This window comes from Alloalcanivorax marinus, from assembly GCF_016906305.1.
Taxonomy (GTDB): Bacteria; Pseudomonadota; Gammaproteobacteria; order Pseudomonadales; family Alcanivoracaceae; genus Alloalcanivorax; species Alloalcanivorax marinus.
The window spans coordinates 148,849-167,122 of the sequence record NZ_JADDOL010000008.1 but is presented as its reverse complement, the minus strand read 5'-3'; the positions used below and the strand labels follow the sequence as shown (position 1 = coordinate 167,122).

The following is an 18,274-nucleotide window of genomic DNA, read 5'->3' as shown; positions in this document are numbered from 1 at the left end:
TCAATCCGGACCCGGGGCGAAGTAAAAAGGGCGAACCTCAAATGAGGTTCGCCCTGTGAGGCCGCCAACTGTGGGACAGCAGTGCCCGGAGCGGGGCCTTGAGAAAGCCGGGAGCCGGGGCACCGGAGTGCCCCTTCCCGAAGGTTAACCCAGCAGGGAGAGTACGCCCTGGGGAACCTGGTTGGCCTGAGCCAGGACCGAGGTGCCGGCCTGCTGCAGGATCTGAGCGCGGGTCATGTTGGACACTTCCACGGCGTAGTCGGCATCTTCGATGCGGGAACGGGCCGCGGAAAGGTTGGTTTCAGTGGTGCTCAGGTTGCTGATCGCGGAGTCGAAGCGATTTTGCATGGCACCCAGCTCGGAGCGCAGGCTGTCCACATCGCTCAGAGCACCGTCCAGAGCGGCCAGCGGGTTGCTGGTGGCCGTTTCGGTGGAGTCTTCGGTAATGTGGGTTTGCGCTTCCGCGTCGGCGGCCACGGTGTAGCTGACCGCGGCGGAGCTGCTGGTGGTGCCCGCGGTAACGGTCAGGTCGGCTTTGTAGTAGCTGGTGGTGGAGCCGGAAACGTTTTTCACGTAGGCGGCGCCGTCTTCACCCATGACCAGGCTGTTGGTGCCGCTGGCGACCGGGGTGCCGGCGGTGGCGCCTGCGCTGATGGAGCCAATGTTCACGTCGGTGGAGTCCGCGCCGGTGGCGCCGGAGGTACCGGTGGTGATGGTGTAGCTGGTGCCGCCGATTTCCAGAGTGTCACCGGCGGTGGCCGCGCTGGCCAGGCTCTTGTTCACGTTGAAGGTGTCGAGACCCAGGGTCTTGGCATTGATTTCCTTCAGGTTCATGGTGATTTTCTCACCATCGTTGGCGCCGACCTGGATGGAGAACTGGTTGTCTTCGGCCAGTACTTTTACGCCGTTGAAGTTGGTTTCCTTGGAGATACGGTCCACTTCTTCGAGGCGCTGATTGATCTCGTCCTGAATGGAGTTCAGGTCGCTCTGGGAGTTGGTGTCGTTCTGAGCCTGAACGGTCAGCTCACGGATGCGCTGCAGGTTGTCGTTCACCTGGTTCAGAGCGCCTTCGGCGGTCTGCGCCACGGAGATACCGTCGTTGGCGTTACGCTGAGCTTGTGCCAGACCGGTGGTCTGGGCGCTCATGCGGTTGGCGATGGCCTGGCCGGCGGCGTCGTCGGCGGCGCTGTTGATGCGCAGGCCGGAGGACAGACGCTCCATGGAGGTCTGCAGGGCGCTCTGGGATTTACCCAGATTTTGCTGGCCGATCATGGCCGTGATGTTGGTGTTGATCACTGACATGGCTATGTCCTTCTCTGTGTTCACCGTTTGGGTATGAGAGCAACGGCGCGGGCCGTTACCCCGTTTTTCGGCGGCAAGGCTCCGAGCTTTAGGGTCGGGCAAAAAAAAACGCCTTCACGCGGGTAGTACGGCGGTCGTGTCGCAATTGCATATAAAGCAGTCAGCCCGGTAGCCGATACACTGGGGGCACGCGTGATACGAGGGTTTTTCCATGACGTCTTCCCCCGAGGGGTTTGAGCGGGTCGGGCATCCGGGCCGCATCGAGGCATTGCTGACCATCCTGTCCGGCCCCGGCGGCGCGGGTCTGTCGCTGGAGCACCGCGACAGCGACCCGCTGCCGGTGGTGCTGGAGACCTTCCGGCCCGGTCAGCCCCTGCTGCTGGACATCTCCACCCTCGGCGAGCGCATCGGCAAGCTGCGCCGGGGCGTGGGCTTCCGGCTGGTGGGGCAGGGTGAAGGCGGCATGGTGCGCTCGCCGGTGCTCAAGGCCCTGTCCGTGGAGGACAAGCAAGGCCGCTGGTGGCTGCGCTGTCCCTATCCGGACTATCTGGAATGGCAACAGCGCCGCGCCGCCTTCCGCGCCGAGCTGCGCCTCGGCATGGAGGCCGCGGTAACGGTGCTGGACCCGCAAAGCGGCGCCAGCAGTCTCGGTGACCTGCAGGACCTGTCGCTCACCGGTTGTCGGGTCGAACTGGAGGCCAGCGGGCTCACCGCCGGTCTGGACAGCGACCGGCGAATGGTCCTGGACCTGGCGTTTCCGGACGGCAGCCGCTTCGAAATCACCGCCCGATCCCCGCATCAGCGGGTGGACGCGGAGCGGGGCACGGTCACCGTGGGCTTCGCCTTCGAGGAGATCGATCAGGAGCAGGAGCGCCGTCTGTGGTTCCTGGTGCGTGAAGTGGAGCGGGAGTCCGCGCGCACCGCCGACGGCCACCGCACCGACCTGGCGCCGTCGTCCCTGTTCCGCCGCGCGGCCCCGGCGCCGCTGCGGGCCAATCCCCGCTCCCGTTTTCCGGTGCCGCCGATGGCGGACCGGCTGGCCCCCTGCGCGGCCTGGCTGGACAACCAGATGCTGACCCTGCGCCAGGGTCACTCCATCGACGGTGCCCAATTGTCCCGCCAGGCGGACCGGTTGCTGGATCTGCAGGAGGAGGACCGGGAAGCGCTGTTGTTCGCCACCCGCTGCCTGGACCGGGAGCCGCTGCTGGTGCGTCACGGCCTGGGCGTGGCGGTGCATCTGCTCGATCTGGCCCGGGCCGAAGCCATGCCCCGCGCGCTGTGCAAGGCACTGGCGGCGGCGGCCATGGTGCACGATCTGGGCAAGGCACTGCTGCCCCCTGATTTGCTGGCCCTGCCGGTGCTGGACGCACGCCAGCATCGCTGGCTGCAGGGCCATGTGCCGCTGTTGCAACAGCGGCTCGGCGACTGCGGCTGGGTCTCCCGGCCGGTGCTGGACGCGGTGGTCGGCGACATCAACGAGCGGCTGGACGGCAGCGGCTACCCCAATCAGCGGCGCGGCGATCAGCTCAGCCAACTGGCCCGGCTGGCGTCGGTGGTGGACGTGATCGACATCCTGTCCCGGCAGCGGCCCGGCCGCGAACCCTGGTCCATCGACGCCATCTACGCCTGGCTGGACCGGCACCCGCGCCGGTTCGACGTCGAATGGGTGACGCGCTATCGCGACCATTTCGGTGTGTGGCCGGTGGGCAGCCTGGTGCGCTATCCGGACGGGTTGATCGGTCGCGTGGCGGCGTTGGACTCGCGCGGCCTGCCGTCGCGATTGCGGCTGCGCGCGGACGACGGCGGCTGGGTGGAGGGTGACGCCCTGGCAAAAAGGGGGGAGCCGGAAACCTCGCTGGCGGCGCCGGCGGATTAAAGTTCCGACGCTATCACGCCGATATCAGGGAAAAGCGAGCCTTGCCGGTCTTTATTCCGCCGCTACCGGGGCGGCCGACTCGGCGACAATCATTCCCGGAGACTACAGTAAGGAACCCAGATGGCCTCAATTTCCTCCCTGGGTATCGGCTCCGGCCTGGACCTGAACGGGCTGCTTGATCAGCTGGAAGCGTCCGAGCGCCAGCAGCTGACGCCGATCACCCAGAAACAGCAAAGCTATCAGGCGAAGATTTCCGCCTATGGCAAGCTGGAGAGCGCGCTTACCGCCTTTCAGGACGCCAGCGAAAAGCTGGCCGACGCCAAGCAGTTCCAGGCGGTGAAAAACCAGGTGAGCGGCGATGCGTTGACGGTGGTGCAGGGCGATGACGCGCTCACCGGCAACTACGACATCGAGGTCACCCAGCGCGCGCGGGCTTACAGCATCGCCACCCAGGGCGTGGCCGACCCGGAAGAACGGCTGGGCGCCGGCAGTCTCAGCATCACGCTGGCCAATGGCGACACCCTGGACCTGGAAATCAGCGACAAGAAAAGCTCCCTGGAAAGCATCCGCGACGCCATCAACGAGGCCGGTGGCGGCGTGCAGGCGTCGCTGATGAACGACGGCAGCGGCACGCCCTACCGCTTGGTGCTGTCCTCCTCGGACACCGGCACCGAGGCGGCCATCGCCGAGGTCACCTTCAGTGGCGGGCCGGGCGCCGCGCTCAGTCTGGACCCCGCCACCGAAGTATCGGCGCGCAACGCCGAACTCACCGTCAACGGCATCGCCGTGAGCAGCCAGAGCAACCGGGTGGAGGACGCCATCCAGGGGCTGACCCTGAATCTGGTGGAAACCGGCAGCGCCACCATCGATGTGACCCGCGACAGCACCGGCATCAAGAAGGCGGTGAAAGGGTTCGTGGACAGCTACAACAAGCTCCAGGAAACCATCGACGGCCTGACCCGCTACGACCAGAAGACCGGCAGCCGCGGCGAACTGCTCGGCGACACCACCCTGCGGGGTATCGATGCCCAGCTGCGCGGGCTGATCGGCGCCGCCCTGCCCGAGGGCGAAATGCGCACCCTCAGCGACCTGGGGATCACGCTGGCCGTGGACGGCACCCTGGAGATCGACGATGAGGAACTGGACGACGCCCTGGAGAACCACCTGTCCGCGGTGTCCGCTTTCTTCGCCGGCGGCCCCGAGGGCGCCGGGAACGAGGGCCTGGCCGCCGGTCTGAAAGCGGCGCTGGCCGGGATCGTCGACGACGGCGGCACCCTGGAAGACGCCACCGAAGGGCTGGAATCCAGTATCGAGAACCTGCAGGCGCATTACTCCCGCACCGAGGAGCGCATTAATTCGACACTGGACCGTTACCGCAAGCAGTTCCAGCAGCTGGACAGCATCATCGCGCAGATGAACTCCACCAGTTCCTACCTCACCCAGCAATTCGATGCCCTGAACGCCCAATTGGGCCAATAACCGCCACGGCGAAGGAAGCAGACTATGACAACATCGCGTGGAGCCGCCGCCTACGGTCGCGGTGCCGGGGCCTACGCCCGGGTCGGAGTGGAAAGCGGCGTTTTGTCCGCCAGCCCCCATCAGCTCATTACCCTGCTGTTCGATGGCGCGGCCAGCGCCATTCGCACCGCCGGCATGCATCTGCAGGCCGGACGCACGGCGGAAAAGGGCCAGGCCATTTCCAAGGCGCTGGACATCGTCAACAACGGTCTGCTGGCGGCCCTGGACCGGGACCAAGGCGGCGAGATCGCCGAGCGGCTGGCGTCGCTCTACGACTACATTGCCCGCCTGCTGCTGCAAGCCAATCTGCGCAATGATCAGGCCAGCCTGGACGAGGCCGGCCGCCTGCTCGCCGACATCGCCTCCGCCTGGCGGGAGATCGAGCCGCGACCATCCCGGGGGGGCGAATGACGCACGCTACCATCACCGCCGAGCAAGTGATGCGGGTCTACGAAGGCCTGGCACGGCGCACGCTGCATATGGAAACCCTGGCTCGCGAGGGCGACTGGGGCGCGCTGATCGAGGAAGAAAGTCATTATGTGGTGGACGTGGAATGGCTGGCCCGCTGCGAGTCCGGAGCCTGCCTGAGCCGCGCCCAGCAAGAGCGCAAAAGCGCGGTGCTGGGGATGATTCTGGAGCGGGAACAGACCATCCTGGGTTGCCTGCTGACCCGTCGCGACGAGCTCAATCAGTTGATCGGCCTGTCCCGTCGCCAGCGTGATCTGACGCGTTCCTACGGACCCCAGGAGGCGGCGGTGGTGGACGGCCGGCCGCGCTTCGAAAAAGGGCGTCCGTGAGCGGCATCACGCCGATCCTCGATACCCTGCTCCACCAGGTGCTGGGCAAGCGGGTGGATGTGCCCGTGGCCCGGGAACTGCCGCTGCCGGTGCGACCGCTGCAGCCCGGCCAGGCACCGCCGGCGGTGCGCAGCGACTCGCGCCTGGACCCGCGCCCGGCGCCCACCGGCGACACCGCCCGGGGGGCCGCCGCCGGCGAACGCCCCGCCGCCGCGCCAGCGGCACCGGCCGCGCCGCCGGCGGGGGGCTCCACCCGGACCCATTTCAGTGCCGCCGCCCGTACCATCGGCGATCTGCTCAGCCAGTATCCGGCGCCGCCGTCGGCGCTGCGGCCGTCGGCGCCGCTGCTGGCCTTGGGCGAGGCCGCGCCCGCCGATGTGGCCGCCCGCCTGCGTGGCAGTCTGGAGCACAGCGGCCTGTTCTACGAATCCCACCTGCAAGGTTGGTTTCGCGGTGAGCGGAGCCTGGAACAGTTGGCCCGGGAGCCGCAGATGCGACTGTTCCGGGACGCGCTCGCCGGCGCCGGCCTGACCCCGGGCCCGGCGCGGGAGCGGCCGGGCGCGCCCGCCGCCGCGACCGCTTCGGCCCCGGCGCCTTCCTCCCCGGCAACCGCCACACCGGCGCCTGGCACCCCCGCGCCTTCCACCCCCGCCGCGTCCGCTTCCGTGCTTTCCGCTGCGGCCTCCCCGTCGTCGGCCAGCGCCGAGGTCGGCGCGGACGACGGCGGCCAGGCCGGCGACGGCGAGCGGAACACCCGCCCGCTCTTGCCCGAGGGGCACCGGGAGGCGCTGCAGAGCGTGCTGCGCCATCAACTGGAGCTGCTGGCCTCGCCGGTGCTGCGCTGGGAAGGGGACGTCTGGTCGGGCCTGTTCATGGCCCTGGTGGTGCAGATCCCGCCCCGCGACACGCCGCCCCGCGGGCAGGCGGATGGCGGCGGCTCCCGGTCGGACGACGAACCGGCGACGCCCTGGCGTTCCGAGCTGACCCTGAGCCTCGCCACCCTGGGTGAGGTGCGGGTGCGATTGGCGCTCACCGGCCAGCGCCTGGATCTGGAGCTGACCGCCACCGAGGAGACCGCCCGGCGGCTGCGGGCCGGCGGCCAGCGTCTGCGCGAGCGGCTGACGCCGTTGATGGAAGACGGCGTGACCCTGACCATCCACGAGGCGGGCGCCGATGACTGAGCGCGATCCCCAGGACGTTCAGCGGCGTCGCGCGGTGGCGCTCACCTATCGGGACGGCGAGTCGGCGCCTCGGGTGCTGGCGCGCGGCTACGGGGAACTGGCCGAGCGCATCATCGCCGAGGCCCATCGCCACCAGGTGTTCGTGCACGACGCGCCGGAACTGGTGGCCCTGCTGATGCAGCTGGACGTGGACGCCTGTATTCCTCCCGCGCTGTATCAGGTGATCGCGGAACTGCTGGTGTGGGTACGGGACCTGGAGGACCGGGAAGCGGCCCGCGACGCTCGATAATGGCACGATCGCGCCATCCTTTCTTCGTACTGTTGTTCCATTCCTAAACTACGAATAAGTCAACCATCTAACCCCAATAATTTTTGTGACGCAAGTCACAAAAATCGTCTACATTGTGATTATGTTCACAATAAAGCATGAGCAAAGTGTTAATCCTGTGATACGTTTCAATCACAAGATCAACAAGTCGCACACTTATTAACTATTTTGCAGCTAGTGATAAGGTACTAGTTTCAGGGTGGAGAATGGAGTCCGGCCGACGGATCGGGACCCGGCGCCCGATGGCAACGCCCGGTCGCCACTTACTTCACCAGGGGAACCGGGGCCTCGCTCTCGGTTTGGGGTTATCGAAGGAGTTACGCAGTCATGAACCTCGACCATGTTCTCAATGAAATCCAGGATTTGAATCTGTCCTACATGCTGCTGGCACAGCGGCTTCTCAATGAGGATTTCACCACCGGCCTGTTCCGGCTCAAGATCGATGAAGCCCTGGGCAAGGTGCTGGTGTCGCTGTCCGCCAAACAGCTGGCCCGCCTGGCGCGCACCAATCAGTTGCTGTTTCGTTTGCACCTGGACGATGCCGGGCAGGTCAGTGAGCTGACCCGGGAAAAGCGCGAGCAGGGCCTGGGCCAGACCCACGCCTCGCTGCTCATGGCCGCCTGTCAGTGCTGAGGGGCTCAAATGACTGAGAAGAGTCTGGTCGACGAGATGCACCAGGTGCAGCTCGCCATCGAACTGATTGAACTGGGCGCGCGACTGCAGGTGCTGGAGTCGGAGATCGCCCTGAGTCGGGGCCGGCTGATCCGGTTGTACAAGGAAGTGCGCGGCGCGTCGCCGCCCAAGGGCATGCTGCCGTTCTCCACGGACTGGTTCATCACCTGGCTGCCGAACATCCATTCGTCGCTGTTTTACGGCTACTACCGGCAGCTCACCGAGCAGTACGGCTGCGCCCGCATGGAAGGCTTCGTCAAAGCCTACCGTCTGTATCTGGAACAGATGGCGCTGGACGAGGCGGAACCGGTGCTGGGGCTGACCCGGGCCTGGACGCTGGTGCGCTTTTTCGAGAGCGATCTGTTTGAACTGTCCGCCTGCACCTGTTGTGGCGGGCACTTCGTCAACCATGCCCATACGCCCAGCCAGGATTTCGTGTGCGGCATCTGTCAGCCGCCCTCCCGGGCCGGCAAGACCCGCAAGAAACCCGCCGCCGACAAGGTCGCCAGCGCCTGATCGGTGGACCCGCCATCGGACGTCCGGAACCGGGCGTCCGACCGTAAAAATCCCTCAAGCCCCACGCCCGTCTGCCGATAGACACAGTAATGCGAGTCACCCCCGGCAGGAAGGACACCCGTTGTGCTGATACCTCTTGGCTTTCTTATCGTCGCGATTTCCGTGTTCGGCGGTTTCTCCCTGGCGGGCGGCAACCTGGGCCCGCTCTATCAGCCGACCGAAATCCTGATGATCGTGGGTGCCGCCATCGGTGCGTTCGTGGCCGCCAACAACGGTAAGGCGATTAAGGCCACGTTCCGTTCCGCCAGCCGTCTGAAGCGGACCAAGCGCTACGATAAAAGCATCTACATGGAGCTGATGGCGCTGCAGTACCAGCTGCTGACCAAGATGCGCCGCGAGGGCGTGCTGGGGGTCGAGAAGGACATCGAGAACCCGAAGGAAAGCGTGCTCTTTTCCAGCTACCCGCGCATTTCCGAGGACCCCCTGATCATGGGCTTCCTCACCGACTATCTGCGTCTGATGGTCAGCGGCAGCGTCGACCCCATGGAGCTGGACGAACTGATGACCCATGAGATCGAGGCGTTCGAGCATGAGGCCCACATTCCCGCCGACGCGCTTATGAAGGTGGGCGACGCGCTGCCGGCGTTCGGCATCGTGGCGGCGGTGCTGGGGGTGGTGAAGGCCCTGGCCTCGGCGGATTCCGGCGCCGGCGAAATGGGCATCATGATCGCCCACGCGCTGGTCGGCACCTTTCTCGGCATTCTGCTGGCCTATGGCTTCGTCAATCCGGTGGCCAGCCGCATCGACCGGCAGGTGGCGGAAGGGGTGAAAATGCTGCAGTGCGTGCGCGTCACCCTGCTCGCCAATCTGAACGGTTACGCGCCTCAACTGGCGGTGGAGTTTGGTCGCAAGGCTCTGCACAGCGCCGAACGTCCTTCGTTCGATGAACTGGAAGAGCATGTGCGTTCGGCCAAGGTCGGAGGCGCCGGAGAGGGATGAGCAACTCACGTCGCGCCATCGTCATCCGCCGGCCCCGGCGTGTGCACGCGGCCCATCACGGCGGTGCCTGGAAGATCGCCCTGGCGGATTTCATGACCGCGCTGATGGCGCTGTTCCTGGTGCTGTGGATTCTGTCCACCGCCACGCCGTCGGAACTGCAGGGGCTGGCGGAGTACTTCCGCACACCGCTGAAGGTGGCGCTGACCAACGGCGACCGCAATTCCGCCAGTACCAATGTGATTCCCGGTGGCGGCGCGGACCCGGCCCACTCCGACGGGGAGCGCGCGCGCATCGATCTGAAACGGCAGAGCCGTCCGGCGGAGGAGCGCCAGCGGTTCATTGATCTGCGCCAGCGCATGGAGACGGTGATCCAGGGGGACCCGAGGCTGCGCGACCTGCGTGAACAGATGCGTTTCGAGATGACCGAGGAAGGATTGCGCGTGCAACTGATGGACACCGACCGCCAGCCCATGTTCGAGCTGGGCAGCGACCGGGTATCGCCGGTCATGCGCCGCCTGCTGCACAGCCTGGCGCCGCTGCTCAATGACGTGCCCAACCGCCTCAGCATCAGCGGCCATACCGACAGCCTGCGCTATGCCCGGGGCGACACCGGTTACAGCAACTGGGAACTGTCCAGTGACCGCGCCAACGCCTCGCGGCGCGAGCTGGTGGCCGGCGGCCTGGACAGCGACAAGCTGCTGCGCGTCACCGGCATGGGCGACCGTGTGCCGGTGCCGGGCAGCAATCCCGGCGACGCGGTCAACCGACGCATCACCCTGGTGGTGCTGTCCGACCGTGCCGCCGCGCGTCTGCAGGCGGGCAGCCGCCCGGACGCCATCGATCTTCCTTCGCAAGGGGTTTCGGACTGACCATGGATATCACCGATTTCTACGACACCTTCTTCGAGGAAGCCGACGAGCTGCTGGCGGAGATGGAAACCCATCTTCTCGACCTGGACGTGGATCAGCCCGACCAGGAGCGGCTCAACGCGATTTTCCGCGCGGCTCACTCGATCAAGGGCGGCGCCGGCACCTTCGGATTCGAAGCGCTGCAGCGCACCACCCACCTGCTGGAAAACCTGCTCGACCACGCACGCCGCGGCGAACTGCAGCTGCGTCGCGACATCGTCGACACCTTTCTGGAAGCCAAAGATATGCTGAACGATCAACTGGACGCCTATCGACAGGGCGGTGAGCCCGACCCGGAGGCCCTGGAGCGGATCTGCGAGACCTTGCGGCGGCTGGCCCTGGAAGAGATCGGCGAAAGCGCCGATGTGGAGGGCGCGGGCGCCGCCGCATCGGGCGCCGCCACGGCGCCCGCGCCCGCCCCGGAGACCGCCGCGCCGGCGCCGGCCGGCGGCCGCTTCCGGGTGGCGCTGCTGGGCGTCGCCGACAAGGACCGCAACCTGCTGATCGAGGAGCTGGGCCAGCTCGGCGACATCGAGGGCCAGGACGGTGACGACACCGAATACCGGGTGACCCTGAAAAGCTCGCTCAGCGCCGACGACATCGAAGCGGTGATGTGCTTTGTCGTCGAGCCCGAACAACTGTCCATCCAGGCCCTGAGCGCCCCCGATGACGGCGGGGACCCGCAGCCCGACGAAGAAAGCGGCGCCGGCGCCGTGGCAGAGCAAAGCGCCGTGCAGGCGAAAAGCGCCGGGGAAGAGACGGCCGCCGCCGCGCCGCGCGCCGATGCCGACACCGACTCCAGGGCCCGGGCCGCCCCGAAGAAGGCCGCCAAGCCCCAGGCCGCCGGCGAGTCCACCTCGATCCGCGTGCCGGTGGCCAAGGTCGATCAGATCATCAACCTGGTGGGCGAACTGATCATCACCCAGTCCATGCTCAATCAGGTGGCCGAGGATTCCGATACGGTCAAGGACGGTGCCCTGGTCACCGGCCTCAACCTGCTGCAACGCACCGCCCGCGACCTGCAGGAGGCGGTGATGTCGGTGCGCATGGTGCCGATGGACTACGTGTTCAGCCGCTTCCCCCGCCTGGTGCGCGATCTGGCCGGCAAGCTTGGCAAGGACGTGGAGCTGGTCACCGAGGGCAAGTCCACGGAACTGGACAAGGGCCTCACCGAACGGATCATCGACCCGCTCACCCACCTGGTGCGCAACAGTCTGGACCATGGCATCGAGACGCCGGACCGGCGCGAGGCCGCCGGCAAGCCCCGCACCGGGCAACTGACCCTGTCCGCCCAGCATCAGGGCGGCAACATCCTGATCGAGGTGGCCGATGACGGCGGCGGTCTCAACCGCGAGCGGATTCTCGCCAAGGCGCGCAGCAGCGGCCTGGCGGTGTCGGACGCCATGGGCGACGACGAGGTCTGGCAGCTGATCTTCGCGCCGGGCTTTTCCACCGCCGAGGAGGTCAGCGACGTGTCCGGCCGTGGCGTCGGCATGGATGTGGTCAAACGCAACATCCAGGCCATGGGCGGCCACGTGGAAATTCTCTCCAAGCCGGGGCAGGGCACCACCACCCGCATCGTGCTGCCGCTGACCCTGGCGATTCTCGACGGCATGTCGATCCGCGTGGGCCGCGAGATGTTCATTCTGCCGGTGAGCGCGGTGATCGAATCGCTGCAGCCGGGGGCGGACGACCTCTATTCCCTGGCCGGTGGCGACACCCTGCTGAAGGTGCGCGAGGACTACCTGCCGGTGGTGGCGGTGCACCATGCCATGGACGTGGCCGGCGCCATCACCGACCCGACCCGCGCCATCGCCGTGATCGTTCAAGGGGAGGGCCGCCGCTACGCGGTGCTGGTGGACGATCTGGTGGGCCAGCAGCAGGTGGTGGTGAAGAACCTGGAAACCAATTACCGCAAGGTGCCCGGTGTGTCCGCGGCCACCATTCTCGGCGACGGCAGCGTGGCGTTGATTCTTGATGTCTCGGACCTGCACCGCCTGGCACAAAGCAAAAAAGACAATCGCATCTTCGGCAACGTATCCCAGCTCGTAGAGGAGGTAGAACCGTCATGAGCAACGCCACCGCATTGCAGCACACCGTCGCCGTGGAAACCGGCAGCCAGGAGTTCCTGGTGTTTTCCCTGGGCGACGAAGAGTACGCCATCGATATCCTCAAGGTGCAGGAAATCCGTGGCTACGAGAACGTCACGCGGATCGCCAATGCGCCGGACTTCATCAAGGGCGTGGCCAACCTGCGCGGCGTGATCGTGCCGATCGTGGATCTGCGCATCAAGTTCCGGCTGGCCGAGGCCAACTACGACGAGCAGACCGTGGTGATCGTGGTCAACATCGCCGAGCGGGTGGTGGGCATCGTCGTCGACCGGGTGTCCGACGTCATGACGCTTACCGCCGAGCAGCGTAAACCGGCGCCGGAGTTCGGCCTGTCGTTGCCGCTGGATTACATCCACGGTCTGGGCAATCTGGACGATCGCATGCTGGTACTGGTGGACATCGAGAAACTGCTGACCAGCGAAGAAATGGCGCTGGTCGAGGAAGCCGGCGAATAAGCCGCCGGCGGGACTCGAGCAATCAAGAGCGGAGCGACGGGGTAGCTGATGCGCGACAATCAGCCTGTAACGGGCCACGAATACAAGCTGGAGTCGGGAGACTTTCTGATCTCCCGAACCAACCTCCGGGGGCGTATCACCTACGCCAATCCGGCCTTCGTGGAGGTCAGCGGCTTCAGCAACGAAGAGCTTGTGGGCGCGCCGCACAACATTGTGCGCCACCCGGACATGCCCGCCGCGGCGTTTGAAAATCTGTGGTCGTGCATCAAGGGCGGCGATGTCTGGATCGGCCTGGTCAAGAATCGCCGTAAGAATGGCGATTATTACTGGGTGCGCGCCCATGTCACGCCGATCATCGAGAACGGGGAGATCGTCGGCTTCGTTTCCGTGCGGCTGAAGGCGGACCCGGCGTCCATCGCCGCCGCGGAACGGGATTATGCCGCGCTCCGTGACGGCAGCGGCGGCCATCTGTACCTGCACAACGGCGAAGTGCGTCGCCGGGGGCCCTGGGCGTCCCTGAAACGTTGGGATCCCCGTTCGGTGAGCAGCCGCATGGGATACCTGTTCGCCGCCTGCAGCGCGATGATTCTGCTTGCCGCCGGCGCCGCCTGGTATTCGACAGCGGACGGCGGCGCGCCAGGCGCCCTTTGGGTGGCCCTGCCGTTGGTCGGCATCGCGTTGCTGGGGGCGGGCTTCCGCCTGGTCACGCGCTCGGTGCTGGCCCCGGTGCTGACGGCGGGCCGCTTCACGTTGCAGGTGGCGGCCGGCAATCTCGCGGCCCGGCCCCCGGCCCGCCAGGGCGGCGAGCTGGGCATGCTGGTGATGGGGCTCAAGCTGATGCGGCGCAGCCTCGGCAGCATCGTCGGTCATGTGCAGGACGGGATGGCCGTGGTGGGCCCGGCCGCCCGCGACATCGCCGAGGGCAATGAGGACCTGTCATCCCGGTCCGAGCAGCAGGCCAGTTCGTTGCAACAGACGGCGGCGAGCATGGAACAGATGACCGCCACCGTGGGCCAGAACGCCGACAACGCCCGGCAGGCCAGCGAGCTGGCCGCCAGCGCCTCACGATCCACGTCGGAAAGCGTGGAGGTGATGGGGGAGGTGGTGAACACCATGGAGCGCATCACCGCCGGTTCGGAGCGCATGAGCGTGATCATCGGCACCATCGACTCGATCGCCTTCCAGACCAATATCCTGGCCCTCAACGCCTCGGTGGAAGCCGCCCGTGCCGGGGAACACGGCAAGGGGTTCGCGGTGGTCGCCGAGGAGGTCCGCAACCTGGCGGGCCGGTCCGCCGACGCGGCGCGGCAAATCCGTGATCTGATCGACGGGTCGGGCGAACAAATCGGAACCGGCGCCAGACTGGTGCGGCGCGCCGAAGAGGCCATTACCTCGGTGTCCACATCGGTATCCCGGGTCAACGACATCATGGCGGAAATCCGCTCCGCCTCCGAAGAGCAAAGTGCCGGCATCACCCAGATCAACGCGGCGGTGGCCCAGATGGACGGCGTCACCCGTCAGAACGCCGATCGGGTGCAGATGTCGGCGGTGGCCGCCACCTCCCTGGAACGGCAGGTGCGATTGTTGACGCATTCCATGGAGGTGTTCCGTCTTGGCGATGGCCAGAGCCCGGTGCCGGCGAAAACCGTCGGTGCCTCCCCAGCACGCAGTGCGACCCTGGAGAGTCCCCCTTGAACAATAACGTGGAACGCCACGCCACCGGGCCCGTCAATGCCGCGGACCACAGGGACCTGGTGTTCAGCGATGCGGACTTCGAACGCATTCGCGAACTGATCTACCGCCGGGCCGGCATCGTTCTGGCGGCCCACAAGCGGGACATGGTCTACAGCCGCGTGGGCCGGCGCGTCCGGCAACAGGGTCTGCTGAGCTTTCGCGACTACCTGGCGCGCCTGGAACGCAATCCGGAGGGCGAAGAATGGGAGGCGTTCACCAATACGTTGACCACCAACCTCACCGCCTTTTTCCGCGAGGCCCATCACTTCCCCTTGCTGGCCGAGCACGTGCGAGGCCGCCCCGGGCCGATTCGGATATGGAGCGCCGGTGCTTCCACCGGGGAGGAGCCCTATTCGCTGGCGATGACATTGCTGGAAACCCTGGGGGAGAAGGCGAGCTTTGAGGTGCTGGCCACCGACATCGACACCGAGGCCCTGAACCGGGCCCGGCTCGGCGTTTACCCGCTGGCCCAGGTACAGAAACTCGACGACCAGCGCCGTCGCCGCTTCTTCCAGCGTGGCAGTGGCGCGCGCGCCGGCTTTGCCCGGGTTCGCCCGGAAGTGGCGGCGCGGGTCCGTTTCGAACCGTTGAATCTGGTGACGCCCGGCTGGCGGGTGGAGCCGCCGTTCGATGCGATCTTCTGCCGCAATGTGATGATCTACTTCGACCGCGATACGCAGGCGCGCATCCTGGCGCGCTTCGCGCCCTTGCTGAAGCCGGACGGCCTGTTGTTCGCCGGGCATTCCGAAAGCTTCTCCTACATCAGTGACCGTTTTCAGCTGCGCGGGCAGACCGTCTACCGCCCGGTCAGCCCTAAAGTCTGAGTCCGTTCCGCCGATATTTCTTCCCTGAGAAGGCCAGCCCGGGCAAGGCGCGACCGTGCTTTGCCCACACCCTCCCGAATGCGTGCACATGGAGCATGAGTGAATGATGAAGTTTCTAAGGAATATGAATATCAACGCCACGGTGGCCGGGGCGTTACTGTGCTGCGCCCTTCTTATCGGTGTGCTTTCCGCCCTGCGTCTGGCCGGCAATGACATGGCCAATGGCTCGATTGTCTCGCTCAACCGGCTGAACGTGGAGCAGTTCAACGAGCTGAGCCGTGCCGCCTTTCTGTTCAGCCGTGCCGGTTCGGTCATGGACCTGGCGGTGGACTTCGCGGACCGGGGCCAGCAAGCCCAGTCGCGGGAGCAGCTGGAGCGCGTCCCGGATCTGCTGAAGCGCGGCGAACAGCGATTCAGGAATTTTGAAGCGGCACTCAACGCGGACGACGGTAATGGAAGCGCGGACCGGTTGCGGCGCAATCTGAGCAACCTGATCGATCTTTACAACCGTCAATATCAGGCCATTGAAGCCGGAGATCTGGCGCGGAGCTGGGAGATTCGTCAGCAACAGATTCCGGTGAACAAAGCCATGAATGTGGGCCTCACCGAGTTTACCCGCTATGCGGACAAGGTTGGCGGCGAGGTGATGGGGAACTACCGGGACCAGAATCGCTTCTTCGACCAGGTGGGCTGGCTCACGGTGCTGGTGGCGCTGTTGCTGCTGATCTCGATTTACTGGGTGCTGCGCAAGGTGGTGGTGTCGCCCTTGGAAGCCGCCGCCGAAAACCTGCAACGCATCGCCCGGGCCGATCTGTCGCGGCCGATCTCGGTGCCCGGTCGCAACGAGATCGGAAAGCTGTTCGCGGCCATGCGGGATATGCAAGAGAGCCTGTCGAAAATCGTCACCAGCGTGCGTGACAGCAGCGACTCCATCTTCACCGGAACCTCTGAAATCGCAAAAGGCAACACGGACCTTTCGGCGCGCACCGAACAGCAGGCGGCCTCCCTGGAGGAAACCGCCACCAGCATGGAAGAGCTGACCGCCACCGTGAAGCAGAACGCCGACAACGCGCGTCAGGCCAGCGGCCTCGCCAATGATGCGTCCGGCACCGCCGGTCGTGGCGGCGAGGTCATGGAGCTGGTCTCCAACAAGATGCAGAGCATCACCGAAAGCTCGAAGAAGGTGGCGGACATCACCGCCATGATCGACTCCATCGCTTTCCAGACCAATATTCTGGCGCTCAACGCCTCGGTGGAAGCGGCCCGGGCCGGCGAGCAGGGTCGCGGCTTCGCGGTGGTGGCCGGTGAAGTGCGCAATCTGGCCGGCAACAGCGCCGACGCCGCTCGCCAGATCAAGCAGCTGATCGAACGTTCCTCCGCGGAGGTGGTGGAGGGCTCGGAATTGGTGCAACGGGCCGGGCAGACCATGACCGAGGTGGTCGCCGCGGTACGGCGGGTGACCGACATCATGGATGAGATATCGTCCGCTTCCCAGGAGCAGAGCGCGGGCATCGAGCAGGTCAGCCAGGCGGTCAACCAGATGGACGAAGTCACCCAGCAGAACGCGGCGCTGGTTCAGCAGGCCGGCGCGGCGGCCGCGTCCCTGGAGGAGCAGGCCAAGCGGCTGGAAGCGGCGGTGGCGATCTTCCGGGTCGATCAGGCCCATCGGCACACGCCGGTGCGCGCCGCCGCCGAGCCCTTGCCGGCGACCAGGTCCGTCGGCGCCGACCGTGACGACCGGGCCTTGTCACCGACCGTCGAACGGAAAGGCGCCGCCTCGCGCGGAACCTCGACGCAACGGGACGGCTCGGACGACGACTGGACGGAGTTCTGAGTCGCGGACGCGGCGGGCCGGTGCGCCGGCCCGATCAGGGTGGGGCCTGACGGCCACGGGGCACTAAAGTTCCTCACCACGCCGCCGATAGAAACGGTAATCAGCGACCGGAACGCAACCGGCGTGGTGACAGGGGGAGACAGGTCTTGGGCGGAACAAAAATAAGGGTGCTGTGCGTCGATGACTCGGCGCTGATCCGGGATCTGATGACCGAAATCATCAATGAACAGGATGATATGGAAGTGGTCGCGGTGGCCCCGGACCCGCTGGTGGCCCGCGATCTGATCAAACGGCACGACCCGGATGTGCTGACCCTGGACGTGGAAATGCCGCGCATGGACGGCCTGGATTTCCTGGAGCGGCTGATGCGCCTGCGTCCGATGCCGGTGCTGATGGTCTCATCCCTGACCCAGGCCGGCTCCGAGGTCACCCTGCGCGCGCTGGAACTGGGCGCGGTGGATTTTCTGCAGAAGCCAGCCCTGGGCATCCGTACCGGCATGCGGGAGTACGGCGAGCTTATCGCCGAGAAGGTGCGCGCCGCCGCCCAGTCGCGGCCGCGCCGGCTGGCGCCCCGCGCCGTCGAGCAGAAGGCGGCCCTGCGCCCGGTGATGGTGTCCAGCGAGAAGCTGGTGATTCTGGGTGCCTCCACCGGCGGCCCGGAAGCGATCCGCCAGGTGCTGGAACCGCTGCCGCCCAACTCGCCGGCGATCCTGATCGCCCAGCACATGCCCGGCGGCTTCACCCGCTCGTTCGCCGAGCGTCTGGATCGCCTGTGCAGGGTGAGCGTGAAGGAAGCCGAGGACGGCGAGCGGGTGCTGCCCGGCCACGTTTATATCGCCCCCGGCGAGCAGCATCTGAAACTGGTGCGCAGCGGCGCCAACTATGTGGTGCGGCTGGACGACGGCGCGCCGGTGAATCGCCATCGCCCGTCGGTGGACGTGCTGTTCCACTCGGCGGCGCAGCAGGCCGGCGCCAACGCCATCGGCGTGCTGCTCACCGGCATGGGCAAGGACGGCGCCGACGGCCTGCTGGCCATGCGCCGCGCCGGTGCCCACACCCTGGCCCAGGATCAGGAGACTTCACTGGTGTTCGGTATGCCCCGGGAGGCCATTGCCCGTGAGGCCGCCACCGAGGTGCTGCCGCTGGACCGTGTGGCGGAGCGAATGATGGCCCTGGTCGCGGCCTCCGGGCGCGCCCAGCGGGTTTGACAATGAAAATA

The 18,274-nt window shown here is 66.4% G+C and carries 17 protein-coding genes; 16 read left to right on the top strand and 1 reads right to left on the bottom strand.

Annotation, left to right across the window (positions count from 1 at the left end):
* Positions 1–144: 144 nt before the first annotated feature.
* Positions 145–1,302, bottom strand: coding sequence for a FliC/FljB family flagellin (locus tag IM760_RS09345; RefSeq protein WP_204428591.1), 1,158 nt, complete (start codon positions 1,300–1,302; stop codon positions 145–147).
* A gap of 211 nt (positions 1,303–1,513) precedes the next feature.
* Here IM760_RS09345 and IM760_RS09340 point away from each other — a divergent pair, with 211 nt between their 5' ends.
* From IM760_RS09340 to IM760_RS09265, 16 genes are all read left to right on the top strand, one after another.
* On the top strand, positions 1,514–3,178 hold the full coding sequence (locus IM760_RS09340; RefSeq protein WP_204428590.1) for an HD domain-containing phosphohydrolase: 1,665 nt from the start codon (positions 1,514–1,516) through the stop codon (positions 3,176–3,178).
* 120 nt (positions 3,179–3,298) lie between these two features.
* On the top strand, positions 3,299–4,657 hold the full coding sequence (gene fliD / locus IM760_RS09335) for a flagellar filament capping protein FliD (protein ID WP_204428584.1): 1,359 nt from the start codon (positions 3,299–3,301) through the stop codon (positions 4,655–4,657).
* A 24-nt stretch (positions 4,658–4,681) separates the two neighbouring features.
* Positions 4,682–5,107 (top strand): flagellar export chaperone FliS, encoded by a 426-nt coding sequence (gene fliS, locus IM760_RS09330; protein WP_204428582.1) that lies wholly within the window; start codon positions 4,682–4,684, stop codon positions 5,105–5,107.
* Complete coding sequence (locus IM760_RS09325; RefSeq protein WP_204428580.1) at positions 5,104–5,493, top strand: flagellar protein FliT; 390 nt, start codon at positions 5,104–5,106, stop codon at positions 5,491–5,493. The genes fliS and IM760_RS09325 overlap by 4 nt, the downstream gene beginning before the upstream one ends.
* Complete coding sequence (gene fliK / locus IM760_RS19085; protein ID WP_204428578.1) at positions 5,490–6,674, top strand: flagellar hook-length control protein FliK; 1,185 nt, start codon at positions 5,490–5,492, stop codon at positions 6,672–6,674. The genes IM760_RS09325 and fliK overlap by 4 nt, the downstream gene beginning before the upstream one ends.
* Positions 6,667–6,963 (top strand): EscU/YscU/HrcU family type III secretion system export apparatus switch protein, encoded by a 297-nt coding sequence (locus IM760_RS09315; RefSeq protein ID WP_204428576.1) that lies wholly within the window; start codon positions 6,667–6,669, stop codon positions 6,961–6,963. The genes fliK and IM760_RS09315 overlap by 8 nt, the downstream gene beginning before the upstream one ends.
* A 366-nt stretch (positions 6,964–7,329) precedes the next feature.
* A complete protein-coding gene (gene flhD, locus IM760_RS09310) occupies positions 7,330–7,635 on the top strand; it encodes a flagellar transcriptional regulator FlhD (protein WP_204428574.1) in 306 nt (101 codons plus the stop codon).
* A 9-nt stretch (positions 7,636–7,644) separates the two neighbouring features.
* Positions 7,645–8,190, top strand: a complete 546-nt coding sequence (gene flhC, locus IM760_RS09305; protein WP_204428572.1) for a flagellar transcriptional regulator FlhC — start codon at positions 7,645–7,647, stop codon at positions 8,188–8,190.
* A 123-nt stretch (positions 8,191–8,313) separates the two neighbouring features.
* Positions 8,314–9,189 carry a flagellar motor stator protein MotA gene (gene motA / locus IM760_RS09300; protein WP_204428570.1) on the top strand — a complete coding sequence of 292 codons (876 nt, stop codon included), beginning with the start codon at positions 8,314–8,316 and terminating at the stop codon, positions 9,187–9,189.
* Positions 9,186–10,058 carry a flagellar motor protein MotB gene (gene motB, locus IM760_RS09295; RefSeq protein ID WP_204428568.1) on the top strand — a complete coding sequence of 291 codons (873 nt, stop codon included), beginning with the start codon at positions 9,186–9,188 and terminating at the stop codon, positions 10,056–10,058. The genes motA and motB overlap by 4 nt, the downstream gene beginning before the upstream one ends.
* Before the next feature lie 2 nt (positions 10,059–10,060).
* Positions 10,061–12,169, top strand: coding sequence for a chemotaxis protein CheA (cheA, locus tag IM760_RS09290; protein ID WP_204428566.1), 2,109 nt, complete (start codon positions 10,061–10,063; stop codon positions 12,167–12,169).
* Positions 12,166–12,663 (top strand): chemotaxis protein CheW, encoded by a 498-nt coding sequence (locus tag IM760_RS09285; RefSeq protein WP_204428561.1) that lies wholly within the window; start codon positions 12,166–12,168, stop codon positions 12,661–12,663. Before cheA ends, IM760_RS09285 begins: the two co-directional genes overlap by 4 nt.
* 48 nt (positions 12,664–12,711) lie before the next feature.
* Entirely contained in the window at positions 12,712–14,358 is a 1,647-nt protein-coding gene (locus IM760_RS09280; RefSeq protein WP_204428560.1) for a methyl-accepting chemotaxis protein, read from the top strand.
* Entirely contained in the window at positions 14,355–15,221 is an 867-nt protein-coding gene (locus IM760_RS09275; RefSeq protein WP_204428559.1) for a CheR family methyltransferase, read from the top strand. Before IM760_RS09280 ends, IM760_RS09275 begins: the two co-directional genes overlap by 4 nt.
* A gap of 103 nt (positions 15,222–15,324) precedes the next feature.
* Complete coding sequence (locus IM760_RS19010) at positions 15,325–17,055, top strand: methyl-accepting chemotaxis protein (RefSeq protein ID WP_204428558.1); 1,731 nt, start codon at positions 15,325–15,327, stop codon at positions 17,053–17,055.
* A 146-nt stretch (positions 17,056–17,201) separates the two neighbouring features.
* The gene (locus tag IM760_RS09265; RefSeq protein ID WP_204428557.1) at positions 17,202–18,263 is read left to right on the top strand and encodes a protein-glutamate methylesterase/protein-glutamine glutaminase; all 1,062 of its coding nucleotides are present in this window, start codon (positions 17,202–17,204) and stop codon (positions 18,261–18,263) included.
* The last annotated feature ends 11 nt before the right edge of the window (positions 18,264–18,274 follow it).